Below are 25,609 nucleotides of genomic sequence, written 5' to 3' on the forward strand. Positions count from 1 at the left end.
TATGGCTGCCGATATTCTTGTAGTTGATGACGAAGCGGATATCCGGGAACTTGTTGCAGGCATTCTGAGCGATGAAGGCCATGAAACCCGCACGGCTTTCGATGCGGACAGCGCGCTCGCGGCGATCAACGATCGCGTTCCCCGGCTGGTTTTTCTGGATATCTGGCTGCAGGGCAGCCGTCTGGATGGTCTGGCGCTGCTCGATGAAATCAAGAAGCAGCACCCCGAACTGCCGGTGGTGATGATTTCCGGTCACGGCAACATCGAAACGGCGGTGTCTGCAATCCGGCGCGGCGCTTACGATTTCATCGAAAAACCGTTCAAGGCTGATCGTCTGATCCTCGTTGCGGAACGGGCGCTTGAAACCTCAAAGCTGAAGCGCGAAGTCTCGAACTTGCGCAAACGTACTGGCGACCATCTGGAATTGATCGGTGCATCACTGGCGTTGAACCAGTTGCGCCAGACCATTGAACGCGTAGCGCCAACCAACAGCCGCATCATGATCACTGGCCCGTCGGGTGCGGGCAAGGAACTTGCCGCGCGTGCCATCCATGCGCAGTCGAGCCGCGCCAGCGGTCCGTTCGTGACGGTTAATGCCGCGACCATCACGCCAGAGCGGATGGAGATCGAGCTTTTCGGTACTGAGATGGACGGCGGCGAACGCAAGGTCGGCGCTCTGGAAGAAGCCCATGGCGGTATTCTCTATCTCGATGAAGTTGCGGATATGCCGCGCGAGACGCAAAACAAGATACTGCGTGTGCTTGTCGACCAGCAGTTTGAGCGCGTTGGCGGCACCAAGCGCGTGAAGGTGGATGTGCGCATCATCTCCTCGACGGCACAGAACCTCGAAGGCATGATTGCGGAAGGCACGTTCCGCGAAGACCTGTTCCACCGTCTGTCGGTTGTCCCTGTGCAGGTGCCGCCGCTTGCATCCCGGCGCGAGGATATTCCGTCTCTGGTCGATTACTTCATGAAGCAGATTGCCGAACAGGCTGGCATCAAGCCGCGCAAGATCGGTCCGGACGCGATGGCGGTTCTGCAGGCGCATAGCTGGCCGGGCAATCTTCGCCAACTGCGCAACAATGTCGAACGCCTGATGATTCTGGCACGTGGCGACGATCCAGAAGAGCCAGTGACAGCCGATCTTTTGCCGGCTGAAATCGGCGACACCCTGCCACGCGCACCAACGGAATCCGACCAGCACATCATGGCGCTTCCGTTGCGCGAGGCGCGCGAGCGTTTCGAGAAGGAATATCTGATCGCCCAGATCAACCGGTTCGGCGGCAATATTTCACGCACGGCGGAGTTCGTTGGCATGGAGCGTTCGGCGCTGCATCGCAAACTGAAGTCTCTGGGCGTATAAGCATTTAGAGCGCTCCAGCCAAAGAGGAGAGGCTGGAGACGCTCTAGATATCTGTTTTTTGCATTATCCTACGCAAAACCGCTTCGCACTTTTGCTGGAAATGCTCTCATTGTCTCGGACGGAGCAGTCATGCGGGTAATCGTTTGCGGAGCAGGGCAAGTCGGATACGGCATCGCCGAGCGGCTTGCCGCCGAAGAGAACGACGTCTCTGTCATCGACACATCCGCACGCCATGTCGAGATCGTGCGCGACACACTTGATGTGCGGGGATTTGTCGGTCACGGGTCGCAGCCCGATGTGCTTGCGGCTGCGGGCGCAGACGAAGCGGATATGATCATCGCCGTCACATTGTCCGACGAGGTCAATATGGTGGCCTGTCAGGTGGCGCACTCGGTCTTCAACGTGCCGACAAAGATTGCCCGCATCCGTGCGCAGTCCTATCTCAAGGCCGAGTATCAGGACCTGTTCCTGCGCGAAAACCTGCCAATCGATGTTATCATTTCGCCTGAGCTGGAAGTGGGCGAGGTGGTTCTGCGGCGCATCGCGTTGCAGGGCGCGACAGACGTGTTGCGCTTCGCGGACGACAAGATCATCGGCCTCGCGATCGAATGTCTTGATGAATGTCCGGTCATCAATACACCGCTGAAACAGCTGACTGATCTGTTTCCCGATCTTGCAGCGACTGTCGTTGGCGTGGTGCGCAATGATAGCCTGTTTATCCCGCGCTCATCCGACGAGCTGAATGCGGGCGATCTGGCCTATGTCGTGACAACGCGCGAGCAGGTTCGCCGCACGCTTGCCTTGTTCGGGCACGAGAAACCGGAAGCCAGCCGCATCGTTATTGCAGGCGGCGGCAATATTGGTCTCTACGTGGCCAAGGCCATCGAGGACCGCAAGTGGAACACGCGCGTCAAGATGATCGAGAGCGAGCATGATCGTGCGTTCGCGATTGCCGATCAGCTGAAGCGCACCATGGTCCTGCACGGCAGCGCACTGGACCAGAATCTCCTGCAGGAAGCCGATATTCAGGATGCCGACCTGATGGTGGCACTGACCAATCAGGATCAGGTCAATATCCTGTCGAGCATCATGGCCAAACGCCTGGGCTGCAAGTCCAACATGGCCCTGCTCAATACGGTCGCCTATCAGGATTTCACCCACATGGTGGGGATCGATGCCTACATCAATCCGAAAGCGGTCACGATCTCGAAAATCCTGCAGCATGTGCGCCGGGGCCGTATTCGCGCGGTCTATAGTGTTTATCGCGACATGGCCGAACTGATCGAAGCCGAGGCGCTGGAAACGTCATCGCTCGTTGGTGCGCCGCTGCGCGATCTCGACTTGCCGGAAGGCTTGCGAATCGGGGCAATCTATCGCGACGGGCAGGTGATCCGCCCCAATGGCGATGTGCGGATCAAGCCTAAGGATCGTGTCGTCATTTTCGCAACGTCTGACGCCGTAAAGCATGTGGAGCAGATGTTCCGCGTCAGTCTGGAGTTCTTCTGACGCATTGGGGCATCAAACTCCTGTCGGATTGGAACGTTCGTTTCGCTCCGGCCCGGAAGTTTTTGGATCGCACGATAGATTTCACGCAGCCACTGCTTGAATCGCCATTAAATGAAGAGCTTGTCGTGGCCGGTTGAGATAACGAAACCATCTCGCCTGACGGAATTTGCCGGGCGACTAATGAAATTGACGGTTGCGCAAAGATTCCCATCCTGTTAACCGAAGCTAAATAGCGAAGCAGTTGTCTTTCCACAGCAATTGCAGTCGAGCCCCGGTTTTGCACGCTCCGGTGCTTGATTTATGTGCATGCGCGTGTTCGTTTAACACATCGCGAGCTGGCTGCTGATCGATTAAAGGAATAAAAACAATGGCTGAACGATCGCAAAATCTACAAGACCTTTTTCTGAATTCTGTACGTAAGCAGAAAATTTCCCTGACGATTTTTCTTATCAATGGCGTGAAACTGACCGGCATTGTAACGTCGTTTGATAATTTCTGCGTGCTTCTGCGCCGTGACGGTCATTCGCAGCTTGTCTACAAGCATGCGATTTCGACGATCATGCCAAGCCAGCCTGTGCAGATGTTCGAAGGCGAAGAAGCCTGACGCTTTGCGAATTCCACTGGAGCGCGATGACTTAGAGCTTTTCCTGTTTTGATTGAATCATTGGAAATGCTCTATAATTTTTTTACGCATGTCTTTGTCCCGAAACCGGTTCCCACTTTCGGGAGACATGCTCCAAGTCGTTTCGCTCCAGTTTTGTTTCTGCTGATGATAACCGGACACGCTCTGCCTGTCCGGTTCGTCATGTTTAAACAATCCGGGGCGTCTTTCATTTGAAACAGCTTTAGCGGCGACTTATCTGCATTGGCAGATAGTGCATTGACCTGATTTTTTCAGCCAAATGCATCGACAATAGGTTCCGCGTCCCGGAGTGAATATATTTGTCCAAGTTCAAGGATAAAAAGCCGACATCTGCCGATGCAGACAAGGCTTTCGAGCTTTCAGAACCAGAGCCCACAAGGGCAGCCGTCATCGTTCCCGTCCTGCCGGAGCGATATAATACGGGCACGTCGGCGGAAGACGGGGCTCGCCCCGAATTTCAGCGCTCGAACGAGGCGCGCCTGGAGGAAGCCGTCGGGCTTGCCCGGGCAATCAATCTCGACATCGAACATGCCGAAATCGCGATTGTCGCCAATCCACGGCCTGCGACCTTGCTTGGCGCGGGAAAGGTGGAATCCATCGCCGAAACCGTCAAGGAAAAGGCTATCGGGCTGGTCATCGTCGATCACGCACTGACACCGGTACAGCAGCGCAATCTCGAAAAGGAATGGAACGTCAAGGTCATCGACCGCACCGGGCTCATTCTCGAAATTTTCGGTGAACGCGCGCGCACCAAGGAAGGTGCCTTGCAGGTCGAGCTGGCGCATCTGAATTATCAGAAGGGCCGTCTGGTCAGAAGCTGGACCCACCTTGAGCGTCAGCGCGGTGGTGGCGGCTTCCTCGGTGGTCCGGGTGAAACCCAGATCGAAGCCGACCGCCGCTTGCTGCAGGACAAGATTCTGAAGATCAAGCGCGAGCTTGAAACGGTGGTGCGCACACGCACACTGCATCGTCAGAAGCGGCGCAAGGTGCCGCATCCGATCGTGGCACTTGTCGGTTATACCAACGCTGGAAAATCTACGCTTTTCAACCGCATGACGGGTGCGGAAGTGTTGGCCGAAGACATGCTCTTCGCCACGCTCGATCCGACATTGCGGCGTATTCGCCTTCCGCATGGTGAAACGGTTATCCTGTCGGATACGGTCGGGTTCATTTCGAACCTGCCGCACCATCTCGTCGCGGCCTTCCGTGCCACCCTTGAAGAAGTGGTGGAGGCGGATCTGATCCTGCATGTCCGCGACATTTCCGATCCGGACAATGCCGCGCAGGCGGAAGACGTGGAAAGCATTCTTTCTGGGCTGGGCATCGAGCCGCAGGACCGTAAGCGTGTCGTCGAAATCTGGAACAAGATCGACAACCTTGACGAAAGCGGGCGCGAAGCCGCCCTGCGTCTGGCCGCCGCCGGTAGTGAGGAGGGGCGCCCGATCCCTCTGTCAGCCATTACCGGTGAAGGTGTTGACAGGTTGCTTTCACTTATCGAAACCCGGATAGCGGGCTCGCTCGGCCCGGTCGATGTTGTGCTGTCACCATTCGAGCTCCATCTTCTCGACTGGATTTACCAGCATGGCAGCAGCGTCGAACGCGAGAATCTGGAAGATGGCTCCGTTCGCATCAAGGCGCGACTGACCGAAGTGGCCCGCAAAACGCTGGACGAGAAGCGCGGCATTCGCCCCGAAAAGCCGGAGTCGGATTGGGAGTGAGGCAGGTAACGCTACGCCACTTGCGGAACAGGGGCGCAACGCCCTATGTATGGAACACTTACGATTCAGAACTATTCACTTCGCCATAAATATATCCAGAGGCCCATAATGAGAGATCCGATCGAAACCGTCATGAACCTCGTCCCGATGGTGGTTGAGCAGACCAACCGTGGCGAACGGGCCTATGATATTTTCTCGCGCCTTCTCAAGGAGCGCATCATCTTCGTGAACGGACCGGTTGAAGACGGAATGTCGATGCTGGTTTGCGCACAGCTTCTCTTTCTCGAGGCAGAAAACCCGAAGAAAGAGATCAACATGTACATCAATTCGCCTGGCGGCGTCGTAACCTCCGGCATGGCGATCTATGACACGATGCAGTTCATCCGTCCGCCGGTTTCCACGCTTTGCATGGGGCAGGCTGCTTCGATGGGCTCGCTGCTCCTGACCGCCGGTGCGACAGGCCAGCGTTATGCGCTGCCGAATGCCCGCATCATGGTTCACCAGCCATCGGGCGGTTTCCAGGGACAGGCTTCGGACATCGAACGTCATGCGCAGGACATCATCAAGATGAAGCGCCGCCTGAACGAGATCTACGTCAAGCACACGGGCCGCGATTACGAGACGATCGAACGCACGCTCGACCGCGACCATTTCATGACCGCGCAGGAAGCGCTCGAATTCGGCCTTATCGACAAGGTGGTTGAATCGCGTGACGTGGGCGCGGACGAATCGAAGTAAGAGCCGGAATCTCCGGCTCGCACCCGTTTTTAGCGCCCTTTGCCACAAAAGGGGCCCAATTCTTGCAACTACGTGATGGTTAACGCGCCACGTTAAGCATCTGTTGGGGTTCGGGGCGCTAAACTTGGTCAGATTATGCCGAATCTTTGCCGGGAACTTATTTTTCATTTGTTCGACGGTGCAGCTTCTGCAAAAGTCGCCAAATGGCTCCTTCGGTCGGGGAGCCATACGGTGACAGGAATCCTGAGACTACAGGCCCTACATGACAGGCAGCGCGTATCTGCTGCCGTTGTGACCGGCGGGAGGCGCGTTTCTCCTCCAGCACTGGGTCCGAACCGGAAGAAACGATCGATATGAACGCCCAAGGTTCATTTCGGTCAATTGAAAGGAAACTGCGATGAGCAAAGTCAGCAACAGCGGCGGCGATTCCAAGAATACGCTTTATTGCTCGTTCTGCGGCAAAAGCCAGCATGAAGTGCGCAAGCTGATTGCAGGCCCGACCGTTTTCATCTGCGACGAGTGCGTCGAACTCTGCATGGACATCATCCGCGAGGAAAACAAATCCTCGATGGTGAAGTCGCGCGAGGGCGTGCCTACGCCGCAGGAAATCATGGCCGTCCTTGACGATTACGTCATCGGTCAGAAGGATGCCAAGCGCGTTCTGTCGGTTGCGGTACACAATCATTACAAGCGTCTCGCCCATCAGTCCAAGAGCAGCGATATCGAGCTTGCGAAGTCGAACATTCTTCTCGTCGGTCCGACGGGTTGCGGCAAGACCTATCTTGCCCAGACGCTCGCACGCATCATCGATGTGCCATTCACCATGGCCGATGCGACGACACTGACGGAAGCAGGCTATGTCGGTGAAGATGTCGAGAACATCATCCTGAAGCTGCTTCAGGCCGCCGATTACAATGTGGAACGTGCGCAGCGCGGCATCGTCTATATCGACGAAGTCGACAAGATCAGCCGCAAGTCGGATAACCCGTCCATCACGCGCGACGTGTCGGGCGAGGGCGTCCAGCAGGCGCTTCTGAAGATCATGGAAGGCACCGTCGCTTCCGTGCCGCCGCAAGGTGGCCGCAAGCATCCGCAGCAGGAATTCCTGCAGGTGGACACGACGAACATCCTCTTCATCTGCGGCGGCGCATTTGCCGGTCTCGACAAGATCATCTCCGCACGCGGCGAGAAGACGTCCATCGGCTTCGGCGCTACCGTTCGTTCGGTCGATGAGCGCCGTATCGGTGATGTCTTCAGGGAACTGGAGCCGGAAGATCTTCTGAAGTTCGGCCTCATTCCGGAATTCGTCGGTCGTCTGCCGGTGATCGCGACGCTCGAAGACCTCGATGTCGATGCTCTGGTGCAGATCCTGACCGAGCCGAAGAATGCGCTCGTGAAGCAGTATCAGCGCCTGTTCGACATGGAAAGTGTCGAGCTGAGCTTCCACGACGACGCCCTGCGGGCGATTGCCAACAAGGCGGTCGAGCGCAAGACGGGTGCACGCGGTCTGCGTTCGATCATGGAAAAGATCCTGCTCGACACGATGTTCGAGCTTCCGACGCTGGAAGGCGTGCAGGAAGTTGTCATTTCCGGCGATGTGGTGGATGGCAGCGCCCGTCCGCTCTATATCTATGCCGAGCGCCAGGATGAAAAGGGTAATGTTTCCGCTTAAGCGGGGGCACCTAATCCATAAAAAGGCCGCGTAAGCGGCCTTTTTCATGTGCAAACTTGCGCCGGGCTGATCCTGTCACTATTGCAGGCGCAGCAATCGGGGTACAGCCTAAGCTAGATATTGTACTTAATGACGGTACAGCGCAGGATAGATGACGATTCTATGAAAGCCGTCCCGATCGAGGCTATTGAATTGCCGGGTTCGGCTCTCCAAGTATGGAACGAAGCACATTCGTGACCTGCCTCATGATGAAAGGGGGCGCGGACGTGGCAGTCAGGTTGAAAGACCTGAGAAAGGACTTGAGTTATGACGGGTACTGAACAGAAGACCCCATTGGGTGGTTCTGAAGCGGGCGGTTCGGACGGGCTCTATGCCGTTTTGCCGTTGCGTGACATTGTCGTTTTCCCGCATATGATCGTTCCGCTTTTTGTCGGCCGCGAAAAGTCCATTCGCGCGCTGGAGGAAGTGATGGGCGTGGACAAGCAGATTCTGCTTGCCACCCAGAAAAACGCTGCCGATGACGATCCGGCACCGGACGCGATTTATGAAATCGGCACGATTGCCAACGTATTGCAGCTCCTGAAGCTGCCGGACGGCACCGTCAAGGTGCTGGTCGAAGGCACGGCGCGCGCCAAGGTTTCCAAGTTTACCGACCGCGAAGATTATCACGAGGCCTATGCTGCAGCGTTGCCGGAGCCTGAAGAAGATGCCGTCGAGATCGAGGCGCTTGCCCGCTCGGTGGTTTCCGACTTCGAAAACTACGTCAAGCTGAACAAGAAGATTTCGCCGGAAGTGGTTGGCGCTGCCAGCCAGATCGATGACTATTCGAAGCTTGCCGATACGGTTGCCTCGCATCTCGCGATCAAGATTCCCGAGAAGCAGGAAATGCTGTCGATCCTCTCGGTGCGCGAGCGCCTCGAGAAGGCACTTTCCTTCATGGAAGCCGAAATTTCGGTTCTCCAGGTTGAGAAGCGTATCCGCAGCCGCGTCAAGCGCCAGATGGAGAAGACGCAGCGCGAATACTATCTCAACGAGCAGATGAAGGCGATCCAGAAGGAGCTTGGCGATGGCGAGGATGGTCGCGATGAAGCGGCTGAACTCGAAGAACGCATCAGCAAGACCAAGCTCTCCAAGGAAGCCCGCGAAAAGGCCCAGGCTGAGCTGAAGAAGCTGCGCAGCATGAGCCCGATGTCTGCCGAAGCAACGGTCGTCCGCAACTATCTCGACTGGCTGCTGTCCATTCCGTGGGGCAAGAAGTCGAAGATCAAGCAGGACCTGAACTTTGCCGAAGGCGTACTCGGTGACGATCACTTTGGTCTGGAAAAGGTCAAGGAGCGCATTGTCGAATATCTCGCGGTGCAGGCTCGCTCGACCAAGATCAAGGGCCCGATCCTTTGCCTCGTCGGACCTCCCGGCGTCGGCAAGACCTCGCTTGCCCGTTCGATTGCCAAGGCTACCGGCCGTGAATATGTCCGTATGTCGCTCGGCGGCGTGCGTGACGAGGCTGAAATCCGCGGTCACCGCCGTACCTATATCGGTTCGATGCCCGGCAAGGTCATCCAGTCGATGAAGAAGGCGAAGAAGTCCAACCCGCTCTTCCTGCTCGATGAAATCGACAAGATGGGCCAGGATTTCCGCGGCGATCCGTCATCGGCCATGCTTGAGGTGCTGGATCCGGAACAGAACTCGACCTTCATGGATCACTACCTTGAGGTGGAATATGATCTGTCGAACGTCATGTTCGTGACGACGGCAAATACGCTGAATATTCCCGGTCCATTGCTGGATCGTATGGAAGTCATCCGTATCGCCGGCTACACCGAGGATGAAAAGCTCGAGATCGCCAAGCGGCACCTGTTGCCGAAGGCAATCAAGGATCATGCCCTGCAGCCGAAGGAGTTTTCGGTCACGGACGATGCGCTGCGCAATGTTATCCGCCTCTACACGCGGGAAGCAGGTGTGCGTAGCCTCGAACGCGAATTGATGACTCTGGCACGTAAGGCCGTGACCGAAATCCTGAAGTCGAAGAAGAAGTCGGTGAAAGTCACCGAAAAGAACCTCTCCGACTATCTGGGTGTCGAGCGGTTCCGCTTCGGTCAGATCGACGGCGAAGATCAGGTTGGCGTTGTGACAGGTCTTGCCTGGACGGAAGTTGGCGGTGAATTGCTGACCATCGAAGGTGTCATGATGCCCGGCAAGGGCCGCATGACTGTCACGGGTAACCTCCGCGACGTGATGAAGGAATCGATCTCCGCAGCGGCTTCCTATGTCCGCTCGCGTGCCATCGATTTCGGCATCGAACCTCCGTTGTTCGACAAGCGCGACATCCACGTGCACGTGCCGGAGGGTGCAACGCCGAAGGACGGTCCGTCCGCCGGTATCGCCATGGTCACGGCGATCGTATCCGTGCTGACCGGCATTCCGGTTCGCAAGGACATCGCAATGACGGGTGAGGTCACCCTGCGCGGTCGTGTCCTGCCAATCGGCGGCCTGAAGGAAAAGCTCCTCGCAGCTCTGCGCGGCGGCATCAAGAAGGTTCTGATCCCAGAAGAAAACGCCAAGGATCTGGCGGATATTCCGGACAATGTGAAGAACAGTCTTGAGATCGTTCCGGTGTCTCGCGTGGGTGAAGTCCTCAAGCATGCTCTGGTTCGCGAACCTGAGCCGATTGAATGGACCGAGCCGGCAACCCCGGCGACCGTGCCTTCGGTCGAGGAAGAAGCAGGGGCCACGACCGCTCATTAAGGCATTTCCGGCAAACGTGCGAAGCGGTTTGCTTACAGGTAATGCACCGAAATGAACGTCCAGCGGGCGATTCTGTTTCAGTCAGATTGCCCCGCTGGAAGGCGTCTATCAGGACCAACAATTGAAATGCCGGGCAATTTGCCCGGCATTTCTGTGTTTAACCCCGGTTTTCCGGGGGTTTTTCACGTTGACAGGCTTGGTTTGTGAAACGATTTGAATAAACTCCGACCAATCCGGTCACGTTATCCGTTCCGGTAGATAAAGAAAGGAAATGCCAATGAACAAGAACGAATTGGTTGCCGCAGTTGCGGAAAAGGGCGGTTTGACGAAGGCTGATGCCGGTACTGCTGTTGACGCCGTACTCGCCGCTGTTACCGGCGCCCTGAAGGCTGGTGAAGAAGTCCGTCTGCCTGGCTTCGGCGTTTTCTCCGTTTCGCATCGCGCTGCCTCGACCGGCCGTAACCCATCGACCGGCAAGGAAGTTGCTATTCCGGCTCGCAATGTGCCGAAGTTCTCGGCTGGCAAGGGCCTGAAGGACGCCGTAAACGGCTAATCATGATCTGGAGAGTGAAAGCTCTTCGAACGGATCGTGACGTTAAATTTCCAGCCATCGCGGCATGATCGCGAATGGCTGTCGAGAAGGCCCGGCATTGCCGGGCTTTTTTCGTAAGTGTAGTAAGCGTGAATGAGTGCTTGCAACTGGATGTTGGTTTCTAAGAACCAAAAATATCCGTCAGGATTCTGGCCAGTGCGAAAACGGCTGCCAATGGTAGCAGCCAGTCGAAAAATATATCCGGGTTTTTCATGAGTGAAAGAATGCTCGGCTAATCTTATTAGATTGCACCGCCAAATGACACCATTTGGCGGCTCAATGGACTAGCGGACGATCTTCAGCAGGGAAGTGCGCTTCCCGAAGATCATATCGGTGCACAATGTGCCTTTACGAGAAAGTCTGTAGGTAGCAGCAGGCCGCGTATCACAAATGGACTTCACAAAACGCAGTGCTGATACGCGATCTGTGAAAAGTCCCCCGACAAGTCCCAGCCGGTCATAGACGACCCAGCGCCGTGCGGCTTCCTTGTCGACGATAAAGCGCGGCAGTGGAACGGCGGCGTTTCTCTGGTTTTTTGTGGTCATAGCGAGTGCTCCATCCAGAGACGCAACCGCATTCACTGTGTAAGTTGCATGATGAGGAACGTCACCAGAACGCCGGCTCCAATCACGGTCATCAAGCGGAGCAGTATGCTGATGTCCTGGCGCAATTCTTCCTCGGTAATGGCTGAACTGATGTTCCGGGACCCTGCATGCGTACGCTTTGCTTTGCTTAGGTGTAAAAACAGGCCCAATTTTCCGTACATGATCGAAACCTCACTTCTGATGGTTACACGAATGTTTCAATTGCTGGGGGGCTAGGCTGGCGGTGTTTCAGCGCGCCGCCAGTGTGATGGAAAGTACCGCTTGCTGATGCTGCGCTATGAGCGCCGAGGGTGTTTCTTCCACATGGTCAATGGCAGCACAGGCCCGACGAATGGCGCTGGCGGTTTCTTCGCTGACGCCAACCAACGGCAGCCGTACATCTGGCGAGAGACCGCGCCGATGGTGCAAGGCGTACTTCACCGGAACGGGATTGGTATCCTGTTCCATGGCAGTCAGAAGAGGCTTCAATTTGAAGCCGAGCGTTCTGGCAGCGCAGGCATCGGCTCGCTTACAGGCTTCGTAAAGTTCGACAGTGGTTGCTGGAAGCACATTCGATATGACTGAAATCATTCCGTCTCCCCCCTCAAGATTGAAGGAAACGGCGGTCGCGTCATGTCCTGATAGTTGTATCAGCCGATCGTCTATACGACGAACGATGCGTTTGGGCCGGTCGAGTTCACCAGTCGCGTCCTTGATACCAATGACGGTCGGGAGTTCACTCAGCCGTTCGATAGTTTCCAGAGAAAGATCGACGCCGGTTCGCTTCGGGACATTATAAAGGATGATTGGTATCTGAACATTGCGAGCCACCGCTTCGAAGTGGCGATACAAGCCTTCCTGAGACGGACAGTTATAGTATGGCGTCACAATCAGGGCGGCGTCAGCACCGCAGGCAGCTGCAGCGCTCGTCAATGCAATTGTCGATACAGTATCGTTGGTGCCTGTTCCTGCAACAATGGGTACACGTCCTGCAGAGACGTCAACACAGGTTTTGATGAGGCTGATCTTTTCCGCCGTATTGAGAGTTGGGGCCTCCCCGGTCGTGCCACAGGGAGAAAGAGCATGGATGCCTTCTCCAATCTGCCACTCCACCAACTCGGCGAAAGCCTTGTGCGCCACTTCTCCGTTTTCAAATGGGGTAACAAGAGCGGTTGTTACTCCGCGCAATCTGGTTCTGAGTTCGTCATAAGCCATTGTTCTGGATCTCCGTTACCCGAACCTCCGACTGCAAACGAACCTCGCATATGTCGCAGAAGCCATTCAGAACGCAGTCTTGCCGGGCGTGAACAAGCTATGAGTCCCGGCGTATAAATTCGAGATCGGGAACAGACCCGGAGTATTAGAAAGTCGTATATTGCCTCAGGGCATGATGTGACCGCGCTGGCCGTTATAGCGACTAACGTTTTTATTCTCAGGTCCTTGCCCGCTCAGACAGAGGAGTATCCGCAAAAAAGCCGGGCACTGGGCCCGGCTTCCAATAACTCTCTTTGCCTGCCGCTTATTCAGCAGCCTCTGAACTGCGCTTGGGGCGGCGTTCCAGCAGTTCCTTGAGGAAGTGGCCGGTGTAGGAGCGTTTCTCCTGCACGATGTCTTCCGGACGGCCCACGGCAACAATCTCGCCGCCGCCATCGCCACCTTCCGGTCCAAGGTCGATCACCCAGTCGGCAGTCTTGATGACTTCGAGATTATGCTCGATCACAACGACTGTGTTGCCCTGTTCCACCAACTCGTGCAGCACTTCGAGCAGCTTCGCCACATCGTGGAAGTGCAGGCCGGTTGTCGGTTCGTCCAGAATATAGAGCGTGCGGCCCGTTGCGCGGCGTGACAGTTCCTTGGCAAGCTTCACGCGCTGCGCTTCACCACCCGAAAGCGTCGTCGCCTGCTGGCCGACCTTGATATAGCCGAGACCCACCTTAACGAGCGTTTCCATCTTGTCGCGCACCGCAGGCACGGCTGAGAAAAACTCCGCGCCTTCCTCGACTGTCATATCCAGCACATCGGCGATGGACTTGCCCTTGAACAGGACTTCCAGCGTTTCGCGGTTATAGCGTTTGCCGTGACAGACATCACAAGTCACATAGACATCCGGCAGGAAGTGCATCTCGATCTTGATGACGCCATCGCCCTGGCAAGCCTCGCAGCGTCCGCCCTTCACATTGAACGAGAAGCGGCCCGCCTGATAACCGCGCGCCTTGGCTTCCGGCAGCCCCGCAAACCAGTCGCGGATCGGCGTGAAGGCACCCGTATAGGTTGCCGGGTTGGAACGAGGCGTACGACCAATCGGCGACTGGTCGATATCGATCACCTTGTCGAGGAACTCCAGTCCCTCAATACGGTCATGCTCAGCCGGATGCTCACGTGAACCCATGATGCGGCGCGAAGCGGCCTTGAACAGGGTTTCAATCAGAAAGGTGGACTTGCCGCCGCCTGAAACGCCGGTGACAGCGGTAAAGGTTCCAAGCGGAATATCCGCCGAGACATTTTTCAGATTGTTGCCGCGCGCGCCGACGACCTTGATGCGCTTGGACTTTGAAATCTTGCGGCGTTCCGCCGGAACGGCAACTTCCATCGCGCCTGACAGATATTTGCCAGTCAGCGAGTTCGCATTGGACATCACGTCCTGCGGCGACCCTTGAGCGATGATCTTGCCGCCATGGACACCTGCCGCAGGGCCGATATCGACCACATAGTCGGCAGTCAGGATCGCATCTTCGTCATGTTCGACCACGATGACCGTGTTGCCGAGATCGCGCAGATGGCGCAGCGTGTCGAGGAGACGCGCATTATCACGCTGATGCAGGCCGATGGATGGTTCATCCAGCACGTAAAGCACGCCGGTCAGGCCAGAGCCGATCTGCGAGGCAAGACGGATACGCTGGCTTTCACCGCCCGACAGCGTGCCGGAATTGCGCGCCAGCGTCAGATAGTCGAGGCCGACATCGTTGAGGAACTGCAGGCGCTCCCGGATTTCCTTGAGAATGCGGGCGGCAATCTCGCGCTGCTTGTCGTTAAAGCTGCTATCAATGTCGCGGAACCAGGCGTCGGCCTTGCGGATCGACATTTCCGTGATCTCGCCAACATGCTTCATGCCAACCTTAACCGCAAGCGCTTCCGGCTTCAGGCGGTAGCCGTTACAGGAAGGGCAGGGGGTCGAGGCCATGAAGCGCTCAATATCTTCGCGCGACCAGGCGGAATCGGTCTCCTTCCAGCGGCGTTCCAGATTGGGGATCACGCCCTCAAAAGGCTTCGTCGTCTGGTAGGAACGCAGGCCGTCATCATACTGGAAGGTGATTTCCTTGCCCTTGGTGCCATAGAGAATGGCCTGCTGGGCTTCTTCCGAAAGATCAACCCAGCGCGCGCCGATCTTGAAGCCATAGGCTTTGCCAAGCGCTTCCAGCGTCTGATTGTAATAGGGCGACGAGGACCGCGCCCATGGGGCAATCGCGCCGTCCTTCAACACTGCCGTTTCGTCGGGAACGATCAGGTTCGGATCAATGGCCTGCTGCGTGCCGAGACCATCACAGGTCGGGCAGGCGCCGAACGGGTTGTTGAACGAGAACAGGCGCGGTTCGATTTCTGGAATGGTGAAACCGGAAACCGGGCAGGCAAACTTTTCCGAAAACAGAATGCGCTCATGCGTTTCGTTGGCCGACTTGTTGGCAGCACCACCTTCAGCCGTTTCTTCAGGCGGCAGTGGCTTGTCGGCAAACTCGGCAACGGCCAGACCTTCGGCAAGCTTGAGGCAGGTTTCAAGACTGTCGGCGAGGCGGGTCGACAGGTCAGGCCGCACCACGACACGGTCCACCACAACATCGATGTCGTGCTTGTACTTCTTGTCCAGCGCCGGAACGTCGGAGATTTCATAGAAGGTGCCGTCCACCTTGACGCGCTGAAAGCCCTTCTTCTGAAGCTCTGCCAGCTCCTTCTTGTACTCGCCCTTGCGGCCACGAACGATGGGCGCGAGGATATAAAGGCGCGTGCCTTCTTCCAGCGCCATGACCCGATCAACCATCTGGCTGACGGTCTGGCTCTCAATGGGAAGGCCGGTTGCAGGCGAATAGGGCACGCCCACGCGCGCAAAGAGCAGGCGCATATAGTCGTAGATTTCGGTGACGGTGCCGACCGTCGAACGCGGATTGCGGCTCGTCGTCTTCTGTTCAATGGAAATGGCAGGAGATAGGCCGTCGATCTGGTCGACATCCGGCTTCTGCATCATTTCGAGGAACTGGCGCGCATAGGCCGAAAGACTTTCGACATAACGGCGCTGGCCTTCCGCATAGATCGTGTCGAAGGCAAGCGAGGATTTGCCCGAGCCGGAAAGCCCCGTCATCACGATCAGCTTGTCGCGAGGCAGATCGAGATCGACATTTTTCAGATTGTGTTCGCGCGCGCCACGTATGGAAATGAATTTCTGATCGCTCATTCCGCGTCCTGCCTGCTCATGATGCCATGGATAACGGGCGCCGAATGGTAAAACACGTCGCGCCGGTGTCTAATATGGGGTGAAACCCTCCAATAAGAAGGGGGCTCCGGTCATTCATCGGTGCACTCTTATCATTAGAACAAATATCGAACAACCAGCCTTCTGATAGGCGATACGAAATGTGAACGCAAGAGCGTTGACTGTCACTCCTGACAGGAGCAGACTACCCTTACTCGCTGATAGCGGAGAGGTGCCGCGGTGGGATGACACGGCATCGGCAAGAGGTCCGCAGGAGGCGGGGAGACCCAGTAGGGAGGTAAAGGAGCATGAGTCCACCTGACTACAGTGCCTAGCTTTCACAGAGATGAAAGCACAATCCGTTTCGGTTGCGGCAGCATCTTTTCGCAAGGAATGATGCCTCGTTGATCGAAAGTGTGATTGCCGACAATTTGAATTTGCGCGGAATGCAAATGGCCGTGCGCCTTTGCGATCCGAAAAGACCTGCCGACGAATTAATGTCGACACATGAGCATTGCTCAAACCCCAAGCCCTGCGCGCCAAAGATACAGTGAGCGGCAGGGCTTTTCCTTGGAAGCTGATCCCGTTTGCCAAGCGCAGGCAGCTATTGCTTTATGAAGGTTGTCGGCAAGGCTGTTTTGAAATTAAGGCAGATGCAGTTTCAGCCCCTGAAATGAGGCAAACTGCATTATCAGCGCGGTAAACGGTGCAAAAGCCCACTGAAATTTATGGCGAACGCGAGGCTTTTTAATGTCGGAAGGTTGCATTTTGAACAAAACAAGAACATAAACTCTGTGGACATTGAAGAATTCACCGGCCCGGATTGAGCGCGCTTTGAGCCAGTCCTGTAAGGTGAACATATGAGTTTCTGGTGATGGCGCATTGTTGCGCCTGATCTTTCATTTGAAAAGTGCCTCTTGTCCGCGCGAAGCAGTGCGGAAAGGGTGTGCATGCAAGACCCGGAGTAATTTTCGATGGCTGGTAGTGTCAATAAAGTCATTCTGGTCGGCAATCTTGGTGCCGATCCGGAAATTCGTCGTCTGAATTCCGGCGACGTGGTTGCCAATCTGCGCATTGCAACGTCGGAAAGCTGGCGCGACCGTCAGAGCGGCGAACGCAAGGACCGCACCGAATGGCACAGCGTTGTCATCTTCAATGAGAACCTCGCCAAGGTTGCGGAACAATATCTGAAGAAGGGCGCCAAGGTTTACATCGAAGGCGCGCTCCAGACCCGCAAATGGCAGGATCAGAACGGCAATGACCGTTATTCGACGGAAGTCGTGCTGCAGAAGTTCCGTGGTGAGCTGCAGATGCTCGATAGCCGTGGTGAAGGCGGCGGTGAAGGCCGTTCGTTCGGCGGCGGTGGCGGCAACCGTAACCAGATGTCTGATTATTCCGGTGGCGGCGGTGATTTCGGCTCGTCTGGCCCATCCAATCAGGGTGGCAGCAGCGGTGGCTTCTCGCGCGATCTGGACGACGAAATTCCGTTCTGAGAACGAATATAATCCAGTTTATAAGTGAATTACGATAAGGCGCTGTTTTACAGCGCCTTTTTTATTGGATCATACTTCCGATTTTCTAGGAAAAATGATGTCTGATCGCGAGCTCGTCAGCGTGATTTGCCCTCAGATGTAACCTGCTCGCCGTCTTCTTTGGTGAATGATGCGACCGGGTTTTCCAGAAGCGGCAGAACCAGCTCAGAGGGACGGCAAAGCCTGGTGCCGCGCGGCGTTTCGACGATGGGCCGGTTGATCAGAATTGGATGAGCCATCATGAAATCGATCAGCTCGTCGTCAGTCCATTTCGGATCGGACAGCCCGAGTTCAGCATAGGGTGTGCCTTTCTCGCGCAGCAGTTCGCGTGGTGTCATGTTCATTGCCGCCAGCAGACCGAGCAGACGTTTCCGCGTGGGTGGATTCTGCACATATTCGATGATGACGGGCTCTTCGCCACTGGCACGGATCATTGCCAGCGTATTGCGCGAGGTGCCGCATTTCGGATTATGAAAAATGGTCACGGTCATTGGAAATGTCCTGTCTGGATTGAGCGCGTTCATAACAGCTTCGAGAGCAGTTCAGCGCTAGCATGCTTCAGTTCATGTCGTTCATCTGCGGGTCACCGGGATACGTGTCGATAGAAAACTCCATATTATCCGCTGAAAACCGTGTCAGCGAATACTGGATTGGCACTCCATCGGTGTTCACATTGATCGCCTTGGCCGTCAGTACAATAGCGCCGGGCGAAAGCTTCAAATGTTTCAGATCATCTGAATCCGCATGGCGGGCGGATATGATTGTCGATTTACGGAAGTAATCGGCAATACCTGCTTTTCGGAAAGCCACGGTGATGGAACCGCTTTCCGCATAATCCTCGGCAATTTCCGGAAATTGTTCGGCACTGATCCAGAGCGTTGCGCGCGACACAGGGCGTCCGTCAGCGCTGTGCAAGGTTTCCAGCCGCAGGACCGGTGAACCAGGCTCGATCTCTAGCGCCTCGGCTATATCCTGAGAGGCAGGCGCTGTGCCGGAAGCGAGCAGCGCGCCCTTCATGTCGCGCACCTGCGAAGCCAGCGATTGCGAAATGCGGGTGCGACGTCCGATCTGGTAGGTGAGGCGCTTTGCATTGGCAACGAAGGTGCCGCGCCCTTGCTCGGCACGCAGCACGCCTTCCTGCGTCAGCGCGGCAATGGCGCTGCGCACCGTATGGCGATTGACTCCAAACCTGTCGGCAAGTTCCATCTCGGCGGGCATACGCGCACCCGACTGAAGCCTGCCAGCCCTGATCTCACCGCGTATCTCGTCGGCAATCTGCCGCCAGATGGCCACGCCGCTGTTTCTCTCAATTCGTCTGGTCTTTGTCATCAACTGTCATCGTCCTGTCATTGGCAGGGTGTAATCATTCTGGTATTGTATAGTTGTCTATATAACTAGACAATTTGAGAGAGCAAGTCAACGGGAGTGCATCCCGAAAAACATGAAACGGTTTTCGGACAAGATGCGCCTCAAAACAAACTCCAGAGCGACGATCTGATGCAATCAGGTCAAAGCGCGCTCTGGAACTAACAGGGCAGGGAAGCTCATGTACGGTACGGAGCAAAGTGCGAAGGGAGGCGGAGCCGGTTCCGCCACTGAAAGCGGAACGGTGCCGGATGCAGTGCCAGATTCAGTTCAAGCCGCACGGCAGGCAAGCATGGCAGTTCTTGCACGTGCAAGCGGCGAAGAGCTGCAAGCTTTCTGGCAGGCATGGTCCAACAAGCCGGAATTTGAAGTTCTGCGCGGACCGGAAACCGGTCTCGTAATGCTGCGTGGCCGCATTGGCGGCGGCGGCGCACCCTTCAATGTCGGCGAGGCAACGGTGACGCGCGCTACGGTGCGGCTCTCCGACGGTTCTGTCGGTCACTCTTATGCGCTCGGTCGCGATCAGGAAAAGGCGCGGCTTGCCGCTGTCTTTGATGCATTGTGGCTCGATGAAGGCCATCGCGATGCCGTGGAGGCACAAGTGCTGAATGTCTTGCGCAAGCGGCTGGACGATGCCGACGTCAAGCTGCGCGGCGAAGCCGCCGCTACTAAGGTCGATTTCTTCACAATGGTCCGGGGAGACAATTGATGCTTCCTTTTTCTCTCGAAAACAGCACTTCCTCCGCGTTTGAGGGTGGCTTTGTCGATCCGGTGACGAATGCGCAGTCGGTTTTTCATGCCGTCATGCACGCCATGGCTAATCCCGGTCGCATTTATCCATTGGCGCACACAGCCGCACCACCGCAACCGCTGACGCCTGAACTGGGCGTTATTGCAGCAACCCTGCTCGATCACGATGCGACTGTCTGGTGCGATGCAGCGATAGCAGCTGATGAAAGCGCAACCGCCTGGCTTACTTTCCACACGGGCGCGCCGCGTGTCGAAAGTGCGGATGCCGCACAATTCGCTCTAGCCAGCAATGTTTCGCTGCTGCCGTCTCTGGCAGGGTTTTCACAGGGCGACGCCGAATTTCCCGACCGTTCGACAACCGTTGTCCTCGCGGTTGCGTCGCTGACAAGCGGACAGGGCTTTGTGCTGAAAGGCCCCGGTATTGATGGCGAACGTGCACTTCAGGTTGATGGCCTGCCGCAGGACTTCATCCAGCAATGGCGTGAGAACGGCGCACAATACCCGCTCGGCGTTGATCTTGTTCTGGTCAGCGACGGCGCTGTTGCAGCGCTTCCCCGCACAACCCGCGTTTCCGCTCTGGAGGGCTGAAAATGTATGTTGCCGTAAAGGGTGGCGAAACGGCCATCCATAATGCCCACCGTCTTCTCGATGATCGTCGTCGCGGCGATCGTTCGGTTCCGGCTCTGCGTCTCGACCAGATTGCCGAACAGCTGGCGCTGGCGGTTGATCGCGTCATGGCCGAAGGTTCGCTCTATGATCGCGAACTGGCGGCACTTGCTGTTCGTCAGTCGCGCGGCGATCTGATCGAGGCAATCTTTCTGGTGCGCGCCTACCGCACAACCTTGCCGCGTTTTGGCTATTCGCGGCCGATGGAAACCGCTGAAATGCTGATCGAACGTCGCATTTCTGCGACCTACAAGGATCTGCCGGGCGGTCAGTTGCTCGGACCGACCTTTGATTACACGCACCGTCTGCTCGACCCAGATCTGGCCGGTGATGTTGCCGTTCCGGAACCCGAAATGCGGGAAGCCGTGAAGGAAGAGACGCCGCGTGTAACCGATATTCTTGGTGCGGTTGGCATGATCGAGGATGATGGTTCCCTGCCGGAAGGTCACGAACCGGGCGACCTGACTCGCGAACCGTGGACATTCCCGATGGAACGCGATCTGCGCCTTCAGGCATTGGCACGCGGTGATGAAGGTTTCCTGCTGGCACTCGGCTATTCCACCCAGCGCGGCTATGGCAATAACCATCCTTTCGTCGGCGAAATCCGCATTGGCGAAGTGGATGTCGAGTTCGACGTGCCCGAACTTGGTTTTGCCGTCTCGCTCGGTCGCGTGCAGCTGACCGAATGCCAGATGGTCAATCAGTTCAAGGGATCGGCCAAGCAGCCGCCGCAATTCACGCGCGGTTACGGTCTGGTGTTCGGCCAGAGCGAACGCAAGGCCATGTCCATGTCGCTCTGCGACCGTGCACTGCGCGTGCGGGAATTCGATGCGGATGTGACGGCACCTGCCGAGGACGAGGAATTCGTCATCTCGCATTCCGACAATGTGCAGGCGACGGGTTTCGTCGAGCATCTGAAACTGCCGCATTACGTGGATTTCCAGGCAGAACTCGACCTCATCCGCCGCATGCGTGCGGAATATGACCAAGCGCACAATGAGACTGAAGGCGTAACGAAGGAGGCCGCAGAATGAGCGATCTGGCCAATTATAACTTCGCCTATCTGGACGAACAGACCAAGCGGATGATCCGCCGCGCCATCCTGAAGGCCATCGCAATACCGGGCTATCAGGTGCCTTTTGCCAGCCGTGAAATGCCGATGCCTTATGGATGGGGCACCGGCGGCGTGCAGGTGACGGCTGCCATTCTGGGGCCGGATGATGTGCTGAAGGTCATCGATCAGGGTGCCGATGACACGACCAATGCCGTTTCCATCCGCGCCTTCTTCCAGAAGACTGCCGATGTCGCCGTCACCACCCATACGGGCGAGGCGACCATCATCCAGACCCGCCACCGTATCCCGGAATATCCGCTGACCGAGGGGCAGGTGATTGTCTATCAGGTGCCGATCCCGGAACCGCTGCGTTTTCTGGAGCCACGCGAAACGGAAACTCGCAAGATGCATGCGCTTGCCGAATATGGCCTCATGCATGTGAAGCTTTATGAAGATATTGCGCGCCACGGTCATATCGCCAAGACCTACGATTATCCGGTGATGATCGAAGGCCGCTATGTGATGGCGCCTTCGCCAACGCCGAAATTCGACAATCCGAAAATGCATATGTCTCCGGCATTGCAGCTGTTCGGCGCCGGTCGTGAAAAGCGCATTTATGCCGTCCCGCCCTATACGCAGGTGGTCAGCCTCGATTTCGAGGATCATCCGTTCGAAGTGCAGAAGTTCAAGGAACCCTGTGCGCTGTGCGGTGCCAAGGGTGTCTATCTGGATGAAGTCGTGCTCGATGATCGCGGCGGCTCGATGTTCGTCTGCTCCGACACTGATTTTTGCGAAGACCGTCAGGCCAACGGCCATTTCGGTCATCTGGCTGCAAACAAGGAGGCCGCGGCCAAGGAGACCGTAAAATGAACAGCGAACCCCTGCTCAGAGTAAACAGCCTGTCGAAGTTTTACGGCAATCGCCGTGGCTGTGCAGACATTTCCTTTAATCTGTGGCCAGGCGAAGTGCTGGCCATCGTCGGCGAATCCGGTTCGGGCAAGACGACGCTCCTGAACAGTCTGGCAACCCGTCTGGAGCCGACTTCCGGCACCGTCGAATACCGGATGCGTGACGGTGAATTCCGCGATCTCTACAAGATTGGTGAAGCGGAACGCCGTTTCCTGATGCGGACCGACTGGGGTTTTGTGCACCAGAACCCGGCAGACGGATTGCGTATGACGGTTTCGGCTGGTGCCAATGTCGGCGAACGCCTGATGGCTGTTGGTGAGCGACACTATGGCAATATCCGCTCGACGGCCACGGAATGGCTGGGACGTGTCGAAATCGCTTCCGACCGTATCGACGATCAGCCGCGTGCCTTCTCTGGCGGCATGCGTCAGCGCTTGCAGATTGCCCGCAATCTGGTGACGGCTCCGCGACTTGTTTTCATGGATGAACCGACCGGCGGTCTCGATGTGTCTGTGCAGGCACGTCTTCTCGATCTGTTGCGCGGCCTCGTCAGCGATCTTGGTCTGTCGGTGATTATCGTTACTCACGATCTTGCCGTAGCCCGGCTTCTGTCCCATCGCATCATGGTCATGAAAGACGGCCATATTGTCGAACAGGGCCTGACCGACCGCGTGCTGGATGACCCGCAGGCGCCATATACGCAACTGCTCGTGTCGTCTATTTTGCAGGTTTAGTAAATTAAAACAGATGTTTGCAGCGTGTTGTTCGTAAATTAGCGAAACTTCATGCGTGAGGTGAGAAATGACACAAGTTAGAACATCCTCTCCGCTGGCGGTGTCGGGTCTGGCGAAGACGTTCACGATGCACTTGCAGGGTGGCATTCAGTTGCCAGTCGTAAGTAACGTGGACTTCAATCTGGAAGCAGGCGAATGCGCCGTGCTTGGCGGACCTTCCGGTGCCGGTAAAAGCTCCATTCTCAAGATGGTCTATGGCAATTATGCCGTGAATGCAGGTTCGATCCTCATTCGTCACGAAGACCGTATGGTGGATCTGGCTACAGCCGATCCGCGCGAAGTGCTGGCGGTGCGTCGTGATACGATTGGTTATGTCAGCCAGTTTCTGCGCACATTGCCGCGCGTGGCGGCAATCGATGTCGTTGCGGAGCCATTGGTGGCTCGTGGCGTCGATCGCGAAGTTGCGCTGAACCGCGCTCGCGAGCTTCTGTCACAGCTCAACCTACCGGAACGGCTCTGGGTATTGCCACCTGCAACCTTCTCCGGCGGTGAGCAGCAGCGCGTGAATATTGCGCGCGGTTTCATCACGGATCATCCGGTGTTGCTGCTTGATGAGCCGACCGCTTCGCTTGATGCGAAGAACCGGGCTGTCGTGGTTGATCTCATCAAGACCAAGAAGGAGCAGGGCGTCGCCATGCTTGGCATCTTCCACGATGAAGATGTGCGTACGGAGGTTGCGGACCGGATTATCGACGTGACAGCTTTCTCTCCGAGGGCCGCCGCATGACCAAGCTATCGGTAGAACCGCTGGTGCATGAAACCGCCATCGTCAGCGGTTGCACAATCGGTCGCTACACAGAGATAGGCGAGCGCAGCCGCGTTTCGGAGACTGTGCTCGATGACTATTCCTATCTCGGTGTCGATTGTGAAATCTGGTGTACGGAAATCGGCAAGTTTTCCAATATCGCCAGCCATGTGCGCATCAACGCCACCAACCATCCGACATGGCGTCCGACGCTGCATCATTTCACCTACCGTGCCGGTGATTACTGGCCGGAAGAAAAGGATGAGACGGAGTTTTTCGAGTGGCGTCGCGGCAATGCCGTGAAAATCGGTCACGACACATGGCTCGGCCATGGCTCCACCATTTTGCCGGGTGTGACGGTTGGCAATGGTGCGGTTGTCGGGGCCGGAGCAGTGGTGAGCAAGGACGTGGCACCCTATACGATTGTGGGCGGTGTGCCTGCGCGTCTCATTCGCGAACGTTTCGATGCCGCGACCGGCAATCGTCTGGATCGGCTGGCCTGGTGGCACTGGAGCCATGATCGTCTGCATGAGGCGCTCGATGATTTCCGTGCGCTCGATATCGAAGCTTTCCTCTCAAAATATGAAACGGCCGCCAACACAAATGCGGTCATGAAAGAGCTATCCAATGGCTAATGAAATCGTTCTGAAAAATGCGCAGATCGTGCTCGCTGACGAGATTGTTTCCGGTTCTATCCTGATCCGTGACGGCAAAATTGCAGCCATCGATCAGGGCTATGCCAATGGCGGCGATGACATGGATGGCGATTATGTCATTCCGGGCCTCATCGAGCTGCACACCGACCAGCTCGAAAGCCATTACGCGCCGCGTCCGAAAGTGCGCTGGAATGTCGACGCTGCGGTTCAGGCCCATGATGCGCAGGTTGCAGCATCGGGCATCACGACGGTTTTCGATGCGATGCGTGTCGGCTCCGACTATGACCGCGACTTCGTTGGTAAGGATATGCGGATGCTTGCGGATGCCATTGAAAGCGGTGTTCGCGAAAATCGCCTGCGTGCAGACCACTTTCTGCATCTGCGCTGCGAAGTGTCATCTGCGGATTGCCTTGAAACATTCGAGCTTTTTGCGGGCGATGACCGCGTCAAACTCGCTTCGCTGATGGATCATGCGCCGGGACAGCGTCAATTCGTTGATCTTGAGACCTATCGCACTTATTACATGCGCAAGATGAAGCTCACGGATGAGGAGTTCCGGGTGCATTGTGAGAAGCGCATGGCGGATTCGGACGCCTATTCGGCCAATCATCGCCGCGCCATTGCCGAAATGGCTGCGACACGTGGCATCGTTCTGGCCAGCCATGACGATGCGACCAGTGCGCATGTCGATGAATCGCTCGACCATGGCGTGCGGATTGCCGAGTTTCCGACCACGATGGAAGCGGCCAATGCTTCGAAAGGCGCAGGCCTCTCGATCCTGATGGGCGCGCCGAACATCGTTCGCGGTGGCTCGCACTCCGGCAATATCGCCGCACGCGATCTCGTCGATAATGGCAGCCTCGACATCCTGTCTTCGGACTATATTCCGTTCAGCCTCATTCAGTCGGCTTTCGGCCTTGCTTCGGGCGAACGTCCGATTGCGCTGCCACAGGCTGTCCGCCTCGTGACCAAGAATCCTGCCGACGCCATGGCCATGGATGATCGCGGCGAAATCGCCATCGGCAAGCGCGCCGATCTCGTTCGCGTGCGCCCGAAAGGTGCAATCCCGGTTGTCCGCACGGTCTGGCGCGAAGGTGATCGGGTGCTTTGATGCA

At 56.6% G+C, this 25,609-nt stretch carries 22 protein-coding genes and 1 pseudogene; 18 read left to right on the forward strand and 5 right to left on the reverse strand.

Translation table 11 applies throughout. The features are described from left to right. Position 1 precedes the first annotated feature (1 nt). The 9 genes and pseudogenes from ntrX (at position 2) to AC1RHM_RS00635 (ending at position 10,938) form a co-directional block, all read left to right on the forward strand. The gene (gene ntrX, locus AC1RHM_RS00595; protein WP_010660147.1) at positions 2-1,363 is read left to right on the forward strand and encodes a nitrogen assimilation response regulator NtrX; all 1,362 of its coding nucleotides are present in this window, start codon (positions 2-4) and stop codon (positions 1,361-1,363) included. Positions 1,364-1,492: 129 nt separating this feature from the next. Continuing rightward, positions 1,493-2,869 (forward strand): Trk system potassium transporter TrkA, encoded by a 1,377-nt coding sequence (gene trkA / locus AC1RHM_RS00600; protein WP_010660146.1) that lies wholly within the window; start codon positions 1,493-1,495, stop codon positions 2,867-2,869. A gap of 149 nt (positions 2,870-3,018) precedes the next feature. Further along, positions 3,019-3,231, forward strand: a pseudogene (locus AC1RHM_RS00605) (hypothetical protein). Positions 3,232-3,236: 5 nt separating this feature from the next. Then, positions 3,237-3,473: an RNA chaperone Hfq gene (gene hfq, locus AC1RHM_RS00610; RefSeq protein ID WP_002964239.1), complete on the forward strand. Its 237-nt coding sequence runs from the start codon at positions 3,237-3,239 to the stop codon at positions 3,471-3,473. Between the two features lie 338 nt (positions 3,474-3,811). Beyond that, positions 3,812-5,230: a GTPase HflX gene (gene hflX, locus AC1RHM_RS00615; protein ID WP_012092092.1), complete on the forward strand. Its 1,419-nt coding sequence runs from the start codon at positions 3,812-3,814 to the stop codon at positions 5,228-5,230. A 108-nt stretch (positions 5,231-5,338) separates the two neighbouring features. After that, positions 5,339-5,968: an ATP-dependent Clp endopeptidase proteolytic subunit ClpP gene (clpP, locus tag AC1RHM_RS00620; RefSeq protein WP_010660144.1), complete on the forward strand. Its 630-nt coding sequence runs from the start codon at positions 5,339-5,341 to the stop codon at positions 5,966-5,968. Positions 5,969-6,365: 397 nt separating this feature from the next. Beyond that, the gene (gene clpX, locus AC1RHM_RS00625) at positions 6,366-7,640 is read left to right on the forward strand and encodes an ATP-dependent Clp protease ATP-binding subunit ClpX (protein ID WP_010660143.1); all 1,275 of its coding nucleotides are present in this window, start codon (positions 6,366-6,368) and stop codon (positions 7,638-7,640) included. Positions 7,641-7,946: 306 nt separating this feature from the next. Next, on the forward strand, positions 7,947-10,385 hold the full coding sequence (gene lon, locus AC1RHM_RS00630) for an endopeptidase La (RefSeq protein ID WP_010660142.1): 2,439 nt from the start codon (positions 7,947-7,949) through the stop codon (positions 10,383-10,385). 277 nt (positions 10,386-10,662) lie between these two features. Then, positions 10,663-10,938 carry an HU family DNA-binding protein gene (locus AC1RHM_RS00635; RefSeq protein ID WP_006470422.1) on the forward strand — a complete coding sequence of 92 codons (276 nt, stop codon included), beginning with the start codon at positions 10,663-10,665 and terminating at the stop codon, positions 10,936-10,938. 323 nt (positions 10,939-11,261) lie between these two features. Here the strand turns inward: AC1RHM_RS00635 and AC1RHM_RS00640 are convergent, their stop codons facing one another. From AC1RHM_RS00640 to uvrA, 3 genes are all read right to left on the reverse strand, one after another. Further along, a complete protein-coding gene (locus AC1RHM_RS00640) occupies positions 11,262-11,522 on the reverse strand; it encodes a hypothetical protein (protein ID WP_010660141.1) in 261 nt (86 codons plus the stop codon). A 288-nt stretch (positions 11,523-11,810) separates the two neighbouring features. Next, positions 11,811-12,776 carry a 4-hydroxy-tetrahydrodipicolinate synthase gene (gene dapA, locus AC1RHM_RS00645; protein WP_036584097.1) on the reverse strand — a complete coding sequence of 322 codons (966 nt, stop codon included), beginning with the start codon at positions 12,774-12,776 and terminating at the stop codon, positions 11,811-11,813. Between the two features lie 304 nt (positions 12,777-13,080). After that, positions 13,081-16,005: an excinuclease ABC subunit UvrA gene (gene uvrA / locus AC1RHM_RS00650; protein WP_151576371.1), complete on the reverse strand. Its 2,925-nt coding sequence runs from the start codon at positions 16,003-16,005 to the stop codon at positions 13,081-13,083. A 992-nt stretch (positions 16,006-16,997) separates the two neighbouring features. On the opposite strand from uvrA, the gene ssb reads away from it, so the two are divergent. Continuing rightward, positions 16,998-17,516 carry a single-stranded DNA-binding protein gene (gene ssb / locus AC1RHM_RS00655; RefSeq protein ID WP_029924876.1) on the forward strand — a complete coding sequence of 173 codons (519 nt, stop codon included), beginning with the start codon at positions 16,998-17,000 and terminating at the stop codon, positions 17,514-17,516. A 116-nt stretch (positions 17,517-17,632) separates the two neighbouring features. On the opposite strand, the gene arsC is transcribed toward ssb, so the two are convergent. Together arsC and phnF are read right to left on the reverse strand one after the other, a co-directional pair. Further along, complete coding sequence (arsC, locus tag AC1RHM_RS00660; RefSeq protein ID WP_151576369.1) at positions 17,633-18,046, reverse strand: arsenate reductase (glutaredoxin); 414 nt, start codon at positions 18,044-18,046, stop codon at positions 17,633-17,635. Positions 18,047-18,113: 67 nt separating this feature from the next. Continuing rightward, positions 18,114-18,887: a phosphonate metabolism transcriptional regulator PhnF gene (phnF, locus tag AC1RHM_RS00665; protein WP_166942007.1), complete on the reverse strand. Its 774-nt coding sequence runs from the start codon at positions 18,885-18,887 to the stop codon at positions 18,114-18,116. Between the two features lie 214 nt (positions 18,888-19,101). Between phnF and phnG the strand changes: the two genes are divergently transcribed. From phnG to AC1RHM_RS00705, 8 genes are all read left to right on the forward strand, one after another. Continuing rightward, positions 19,102-19,629, forward strand: coding sequence for a phosphonate C-P lyase system protein PhnG (gene phnG, locus AC1RHM_RS00670; RefSeq protein WP_080641751.1), 528 nt, complete (start codon positions 19,102-19,104; stop codon positions 19,627-19,629). Further along, complete coding sequence (gene phnH, locus AC1RHM_RS00675) at positions 19,629-20,258, forward strand: phosphonate C-P lyase system protein PhnH (protein WP_151576367.1); 630 nt, start codon at positions 19,629-19,631, stop codon at positions 20,256-20,258. The genes phnG and phnH overlap by 1 nt, the downstream gene beginning before the upstream one ends. 2 nt (positions 20,259-20,260) lie before the next feature. Further along, complete coding sequence (locus tag AC1RHM_RS00680) at positions 20,261-21,370, forward strand: carbon-phosphorus lyase complex subunit (protein WP_010660131.1); 1,110 nt, start codon at positions 20,261-20,263, stop codon at positions 21,368-21,370. Continuing rightward, positions 21,367-22,260, forward strand: coding sequence for an alpha-D-ribose 1-methylphosphonate 5-phosphate C-P-lyase PhnJ (locus AC1RHM_RS00685; protein WP_012092082.1), 894 nt, complete (start codon positions 21,367-21,369; stop codon positions 22,258-22,260). The genes AC1RHM_RS00680 and AC1RHM_RS00685 overlap by 4 nt, the downstream gene beginning before the upstream one ends. After that, a complete protein-coding gene (phnK, locus tag AC1RHM_RS00690; RefSeq protein WP_010660129.1) occupies positions 22,257-23,033 on the forward strand; it encodes a phosphonate C-P lyase system protein PhnK in 777 nt (258 codons plus the stop codon). Before AC1RHM_RS00685 ends, phnK begins: the two co-directional genes overlap by 4 nt. A 67-nt stretch (positions 23,034-23,100) precedes the next feature. Further along, positions 23,101-23,820 (forward strand): phosphonate C-P lyase system protein PhnL, encoded by a 720-nt coding sequence (phnL, locus tag AC1RHM_RS00695; RefSeq protein WP_151576365.1) that lies wholly within the window; start codon positions 23,101-23,103, stop codon positions 23,818-23,820. Then, positions 23,817-24,473 carry a DapH/DapD/GlmU-related protein gene (locus tag AC1RHM_RS00700; protein ID WP_492332337.1) on the forward strand — a complete coding sequence of 219 codons (657 nt, stop codon included), beginning with the start codon at positions 23,817-23,819 and terminating at the stop codon, positions 24,471-24,473. The genes phnL and AC1RHM_RS00700 overlap by 4 nt, the downstream gene beginning before the upstream one ends. Further along, positions 24,466-25,605 carry an alpha-D-ribose 1-methylphosphonate 5-triphosphate diphosphatase gene (locus AC1RHM_RS00705; RefSeq protein WP_029924865.1) on the forward strand — a complete coding sequence of 380 codons (1,140 nt, stop codon included), beginning with the start codon at positions 24,466-24,468 and terminating at the stop codon, positions 25,603-25,605. The genes AC1RHM_RS00700 and AC1RHM_RS00705 overlap by 8 nt, the downstream gene beginning before the upstream one ends. Positions 25,606-25,609 lie beyond the last annotated feature (4 nt).

The sequence above is a fragment of the Brucella sp. GW823-FHT04E01 genome, from assembly GCF_058796175.1.

What these genes read in the sequence shown, in the direction of transcription:
- phnK (WP_010660129.1), top strand. Translation starts at nt 22,257, where the DNA reads ATGAACAGCGAACCCCTGCTCAGAGTAAACAGCCTGTCGAAGTTTTAC.
- clpX (WP_010660143.1), top strand. Translation starts at nt 6,366, where the DNA reads ATGAGCAAAGTCAGCAACAGCGGCGGCGATTCCAAGAATACGCTTTAT.
- ssb (WP_029924876.1), top strand. Translation starts at nt 16,998, where the DNA reads ATGGCTGGTAGTGTCAATAAAGTCATTCTGGTCGGCAATCTTGGTGCC.
- AC1RHM_RS00685 (WP_012092082.1), top strand. Translation starts at nt 21,367, where the DNA reads ATGAGCGATCTGGCCAATTATAACTTCGCCTATCTGGACGAACAGACC.
- clpP (WP_010660144.1), top strand. Translation starts at nt 5,339, where the DNA reads ATGAGAGATCCGATCGAAACCGTCATGAACCTCGTCCCGATGGTGGTT.
- AC1RHM_RS00700 (WP_492332337.1), top strand. Translation starts at nt 23,817, where the DNA reads ATGACCAAGCTATCGGTAGAACCGCTGGTGCATGAAACCGCCATCGTC.
- AC1RHM_RS00705 (WP_029924865.1), top strand. Translation starts at nt 24,466, where the DNA reads ATGGCTAATGAAATCGTTCTGAAAAATGCGCAGATCGTGCTCGCTGAC.
- hfq (WP_002964239.1), top strand. Translation starts at nt 3,237, where the DNA reads ATGGCTGAACGATCGCAAAATCTACAAGACCTTTTTCTGAATTCTGTA.
- phnG (WP_080641751.1), top strand. Translation starts at nt 19,102, where the DNA reads ATGTACGGTACGGAGCAAAGTGCGAAGGGAGGCGGAGCCGGTTCCGCC.
- ntrX (WP_010660147.1), top strand. Translation starts at nt 2, where the DNA reads ATGGCTGCCGATATTCTTGTAGTTGATGACGAAGCGGATATCCGGGAA.
- phnH (WP_151576367.1), top strand. Translation starts at nt 19,629, where the DNA reads ATGCTTCCTTTTTCTCTCGAAAACAGCACTTCCTCCGCGTTTGAGGGT.
- AC1RHM_RS00635 (WP_006470422.1), top strand. Translation starts at nt 10,663, where the DNA reads ATGAACAAGAACGAATTGGTTGCCGCAGTTGCGGAAAAGGGCGGTTTG.
- trkA (WP_010660146.1), top strand. Translation starts at nt 1,493, where the DNA reads ATGCGGGTAATCGTTTGCGGAGCAGGGCAAGTCGGATACGGCATCGCC.
- dapA (WP_036584097.1), bottom strand. Translation starts at nt 12,776, where the DNA reads ATGGCTTATGACGAACTCAGAACCAGATTGCGCGGAGTAACAACCGCT.
- uvrA (WP_151576371.1), bottom strand. Translation starts at nt 16,005, where the DNA reads ATGAGCGATCAGAAATTCATTTCCATACGTGGCGCGCGCGAACACAAT.
- arsC (WP_151576369.1), bottom strand. Translation starts at nt 18,046, where the DNA reads ATGACCGTGACCATTTTTCATAATCCGAAATGCGGCACCTCGCGCAAT.
- AC1RHM_RS00680 (WP_010660131.1), top strand. Translation starts at nt 20,261, where the DNA reads ATGTATGTTGCCGTAAAGGGTGGCGAAACGGCCATCCATAATGCCCAC.
- lon (WP_010660142.1), top strand. Translation starts at nt 7,947, where the DNA reads ATGACGGGTACTGAACAGAAGACCCCATTGGGTGGTTCTGAAGCGGGC.
- phnL (WP_151576365.1), top strand. Translation starts at nt 23,101, where the DNA reads ATGACACAAGTTAGAACATCCTCTCCGCTGGCGGTGTCGGGTCTGGCG.
- AC1RHM_RS00640 (WP_010660141.1), bottom strand. Translation starts at nt 11,522, where the DNA reads ATGACCACAAAAAACCAGAGAAACGCCGCCGTTCCACTGCCGCGCTTT.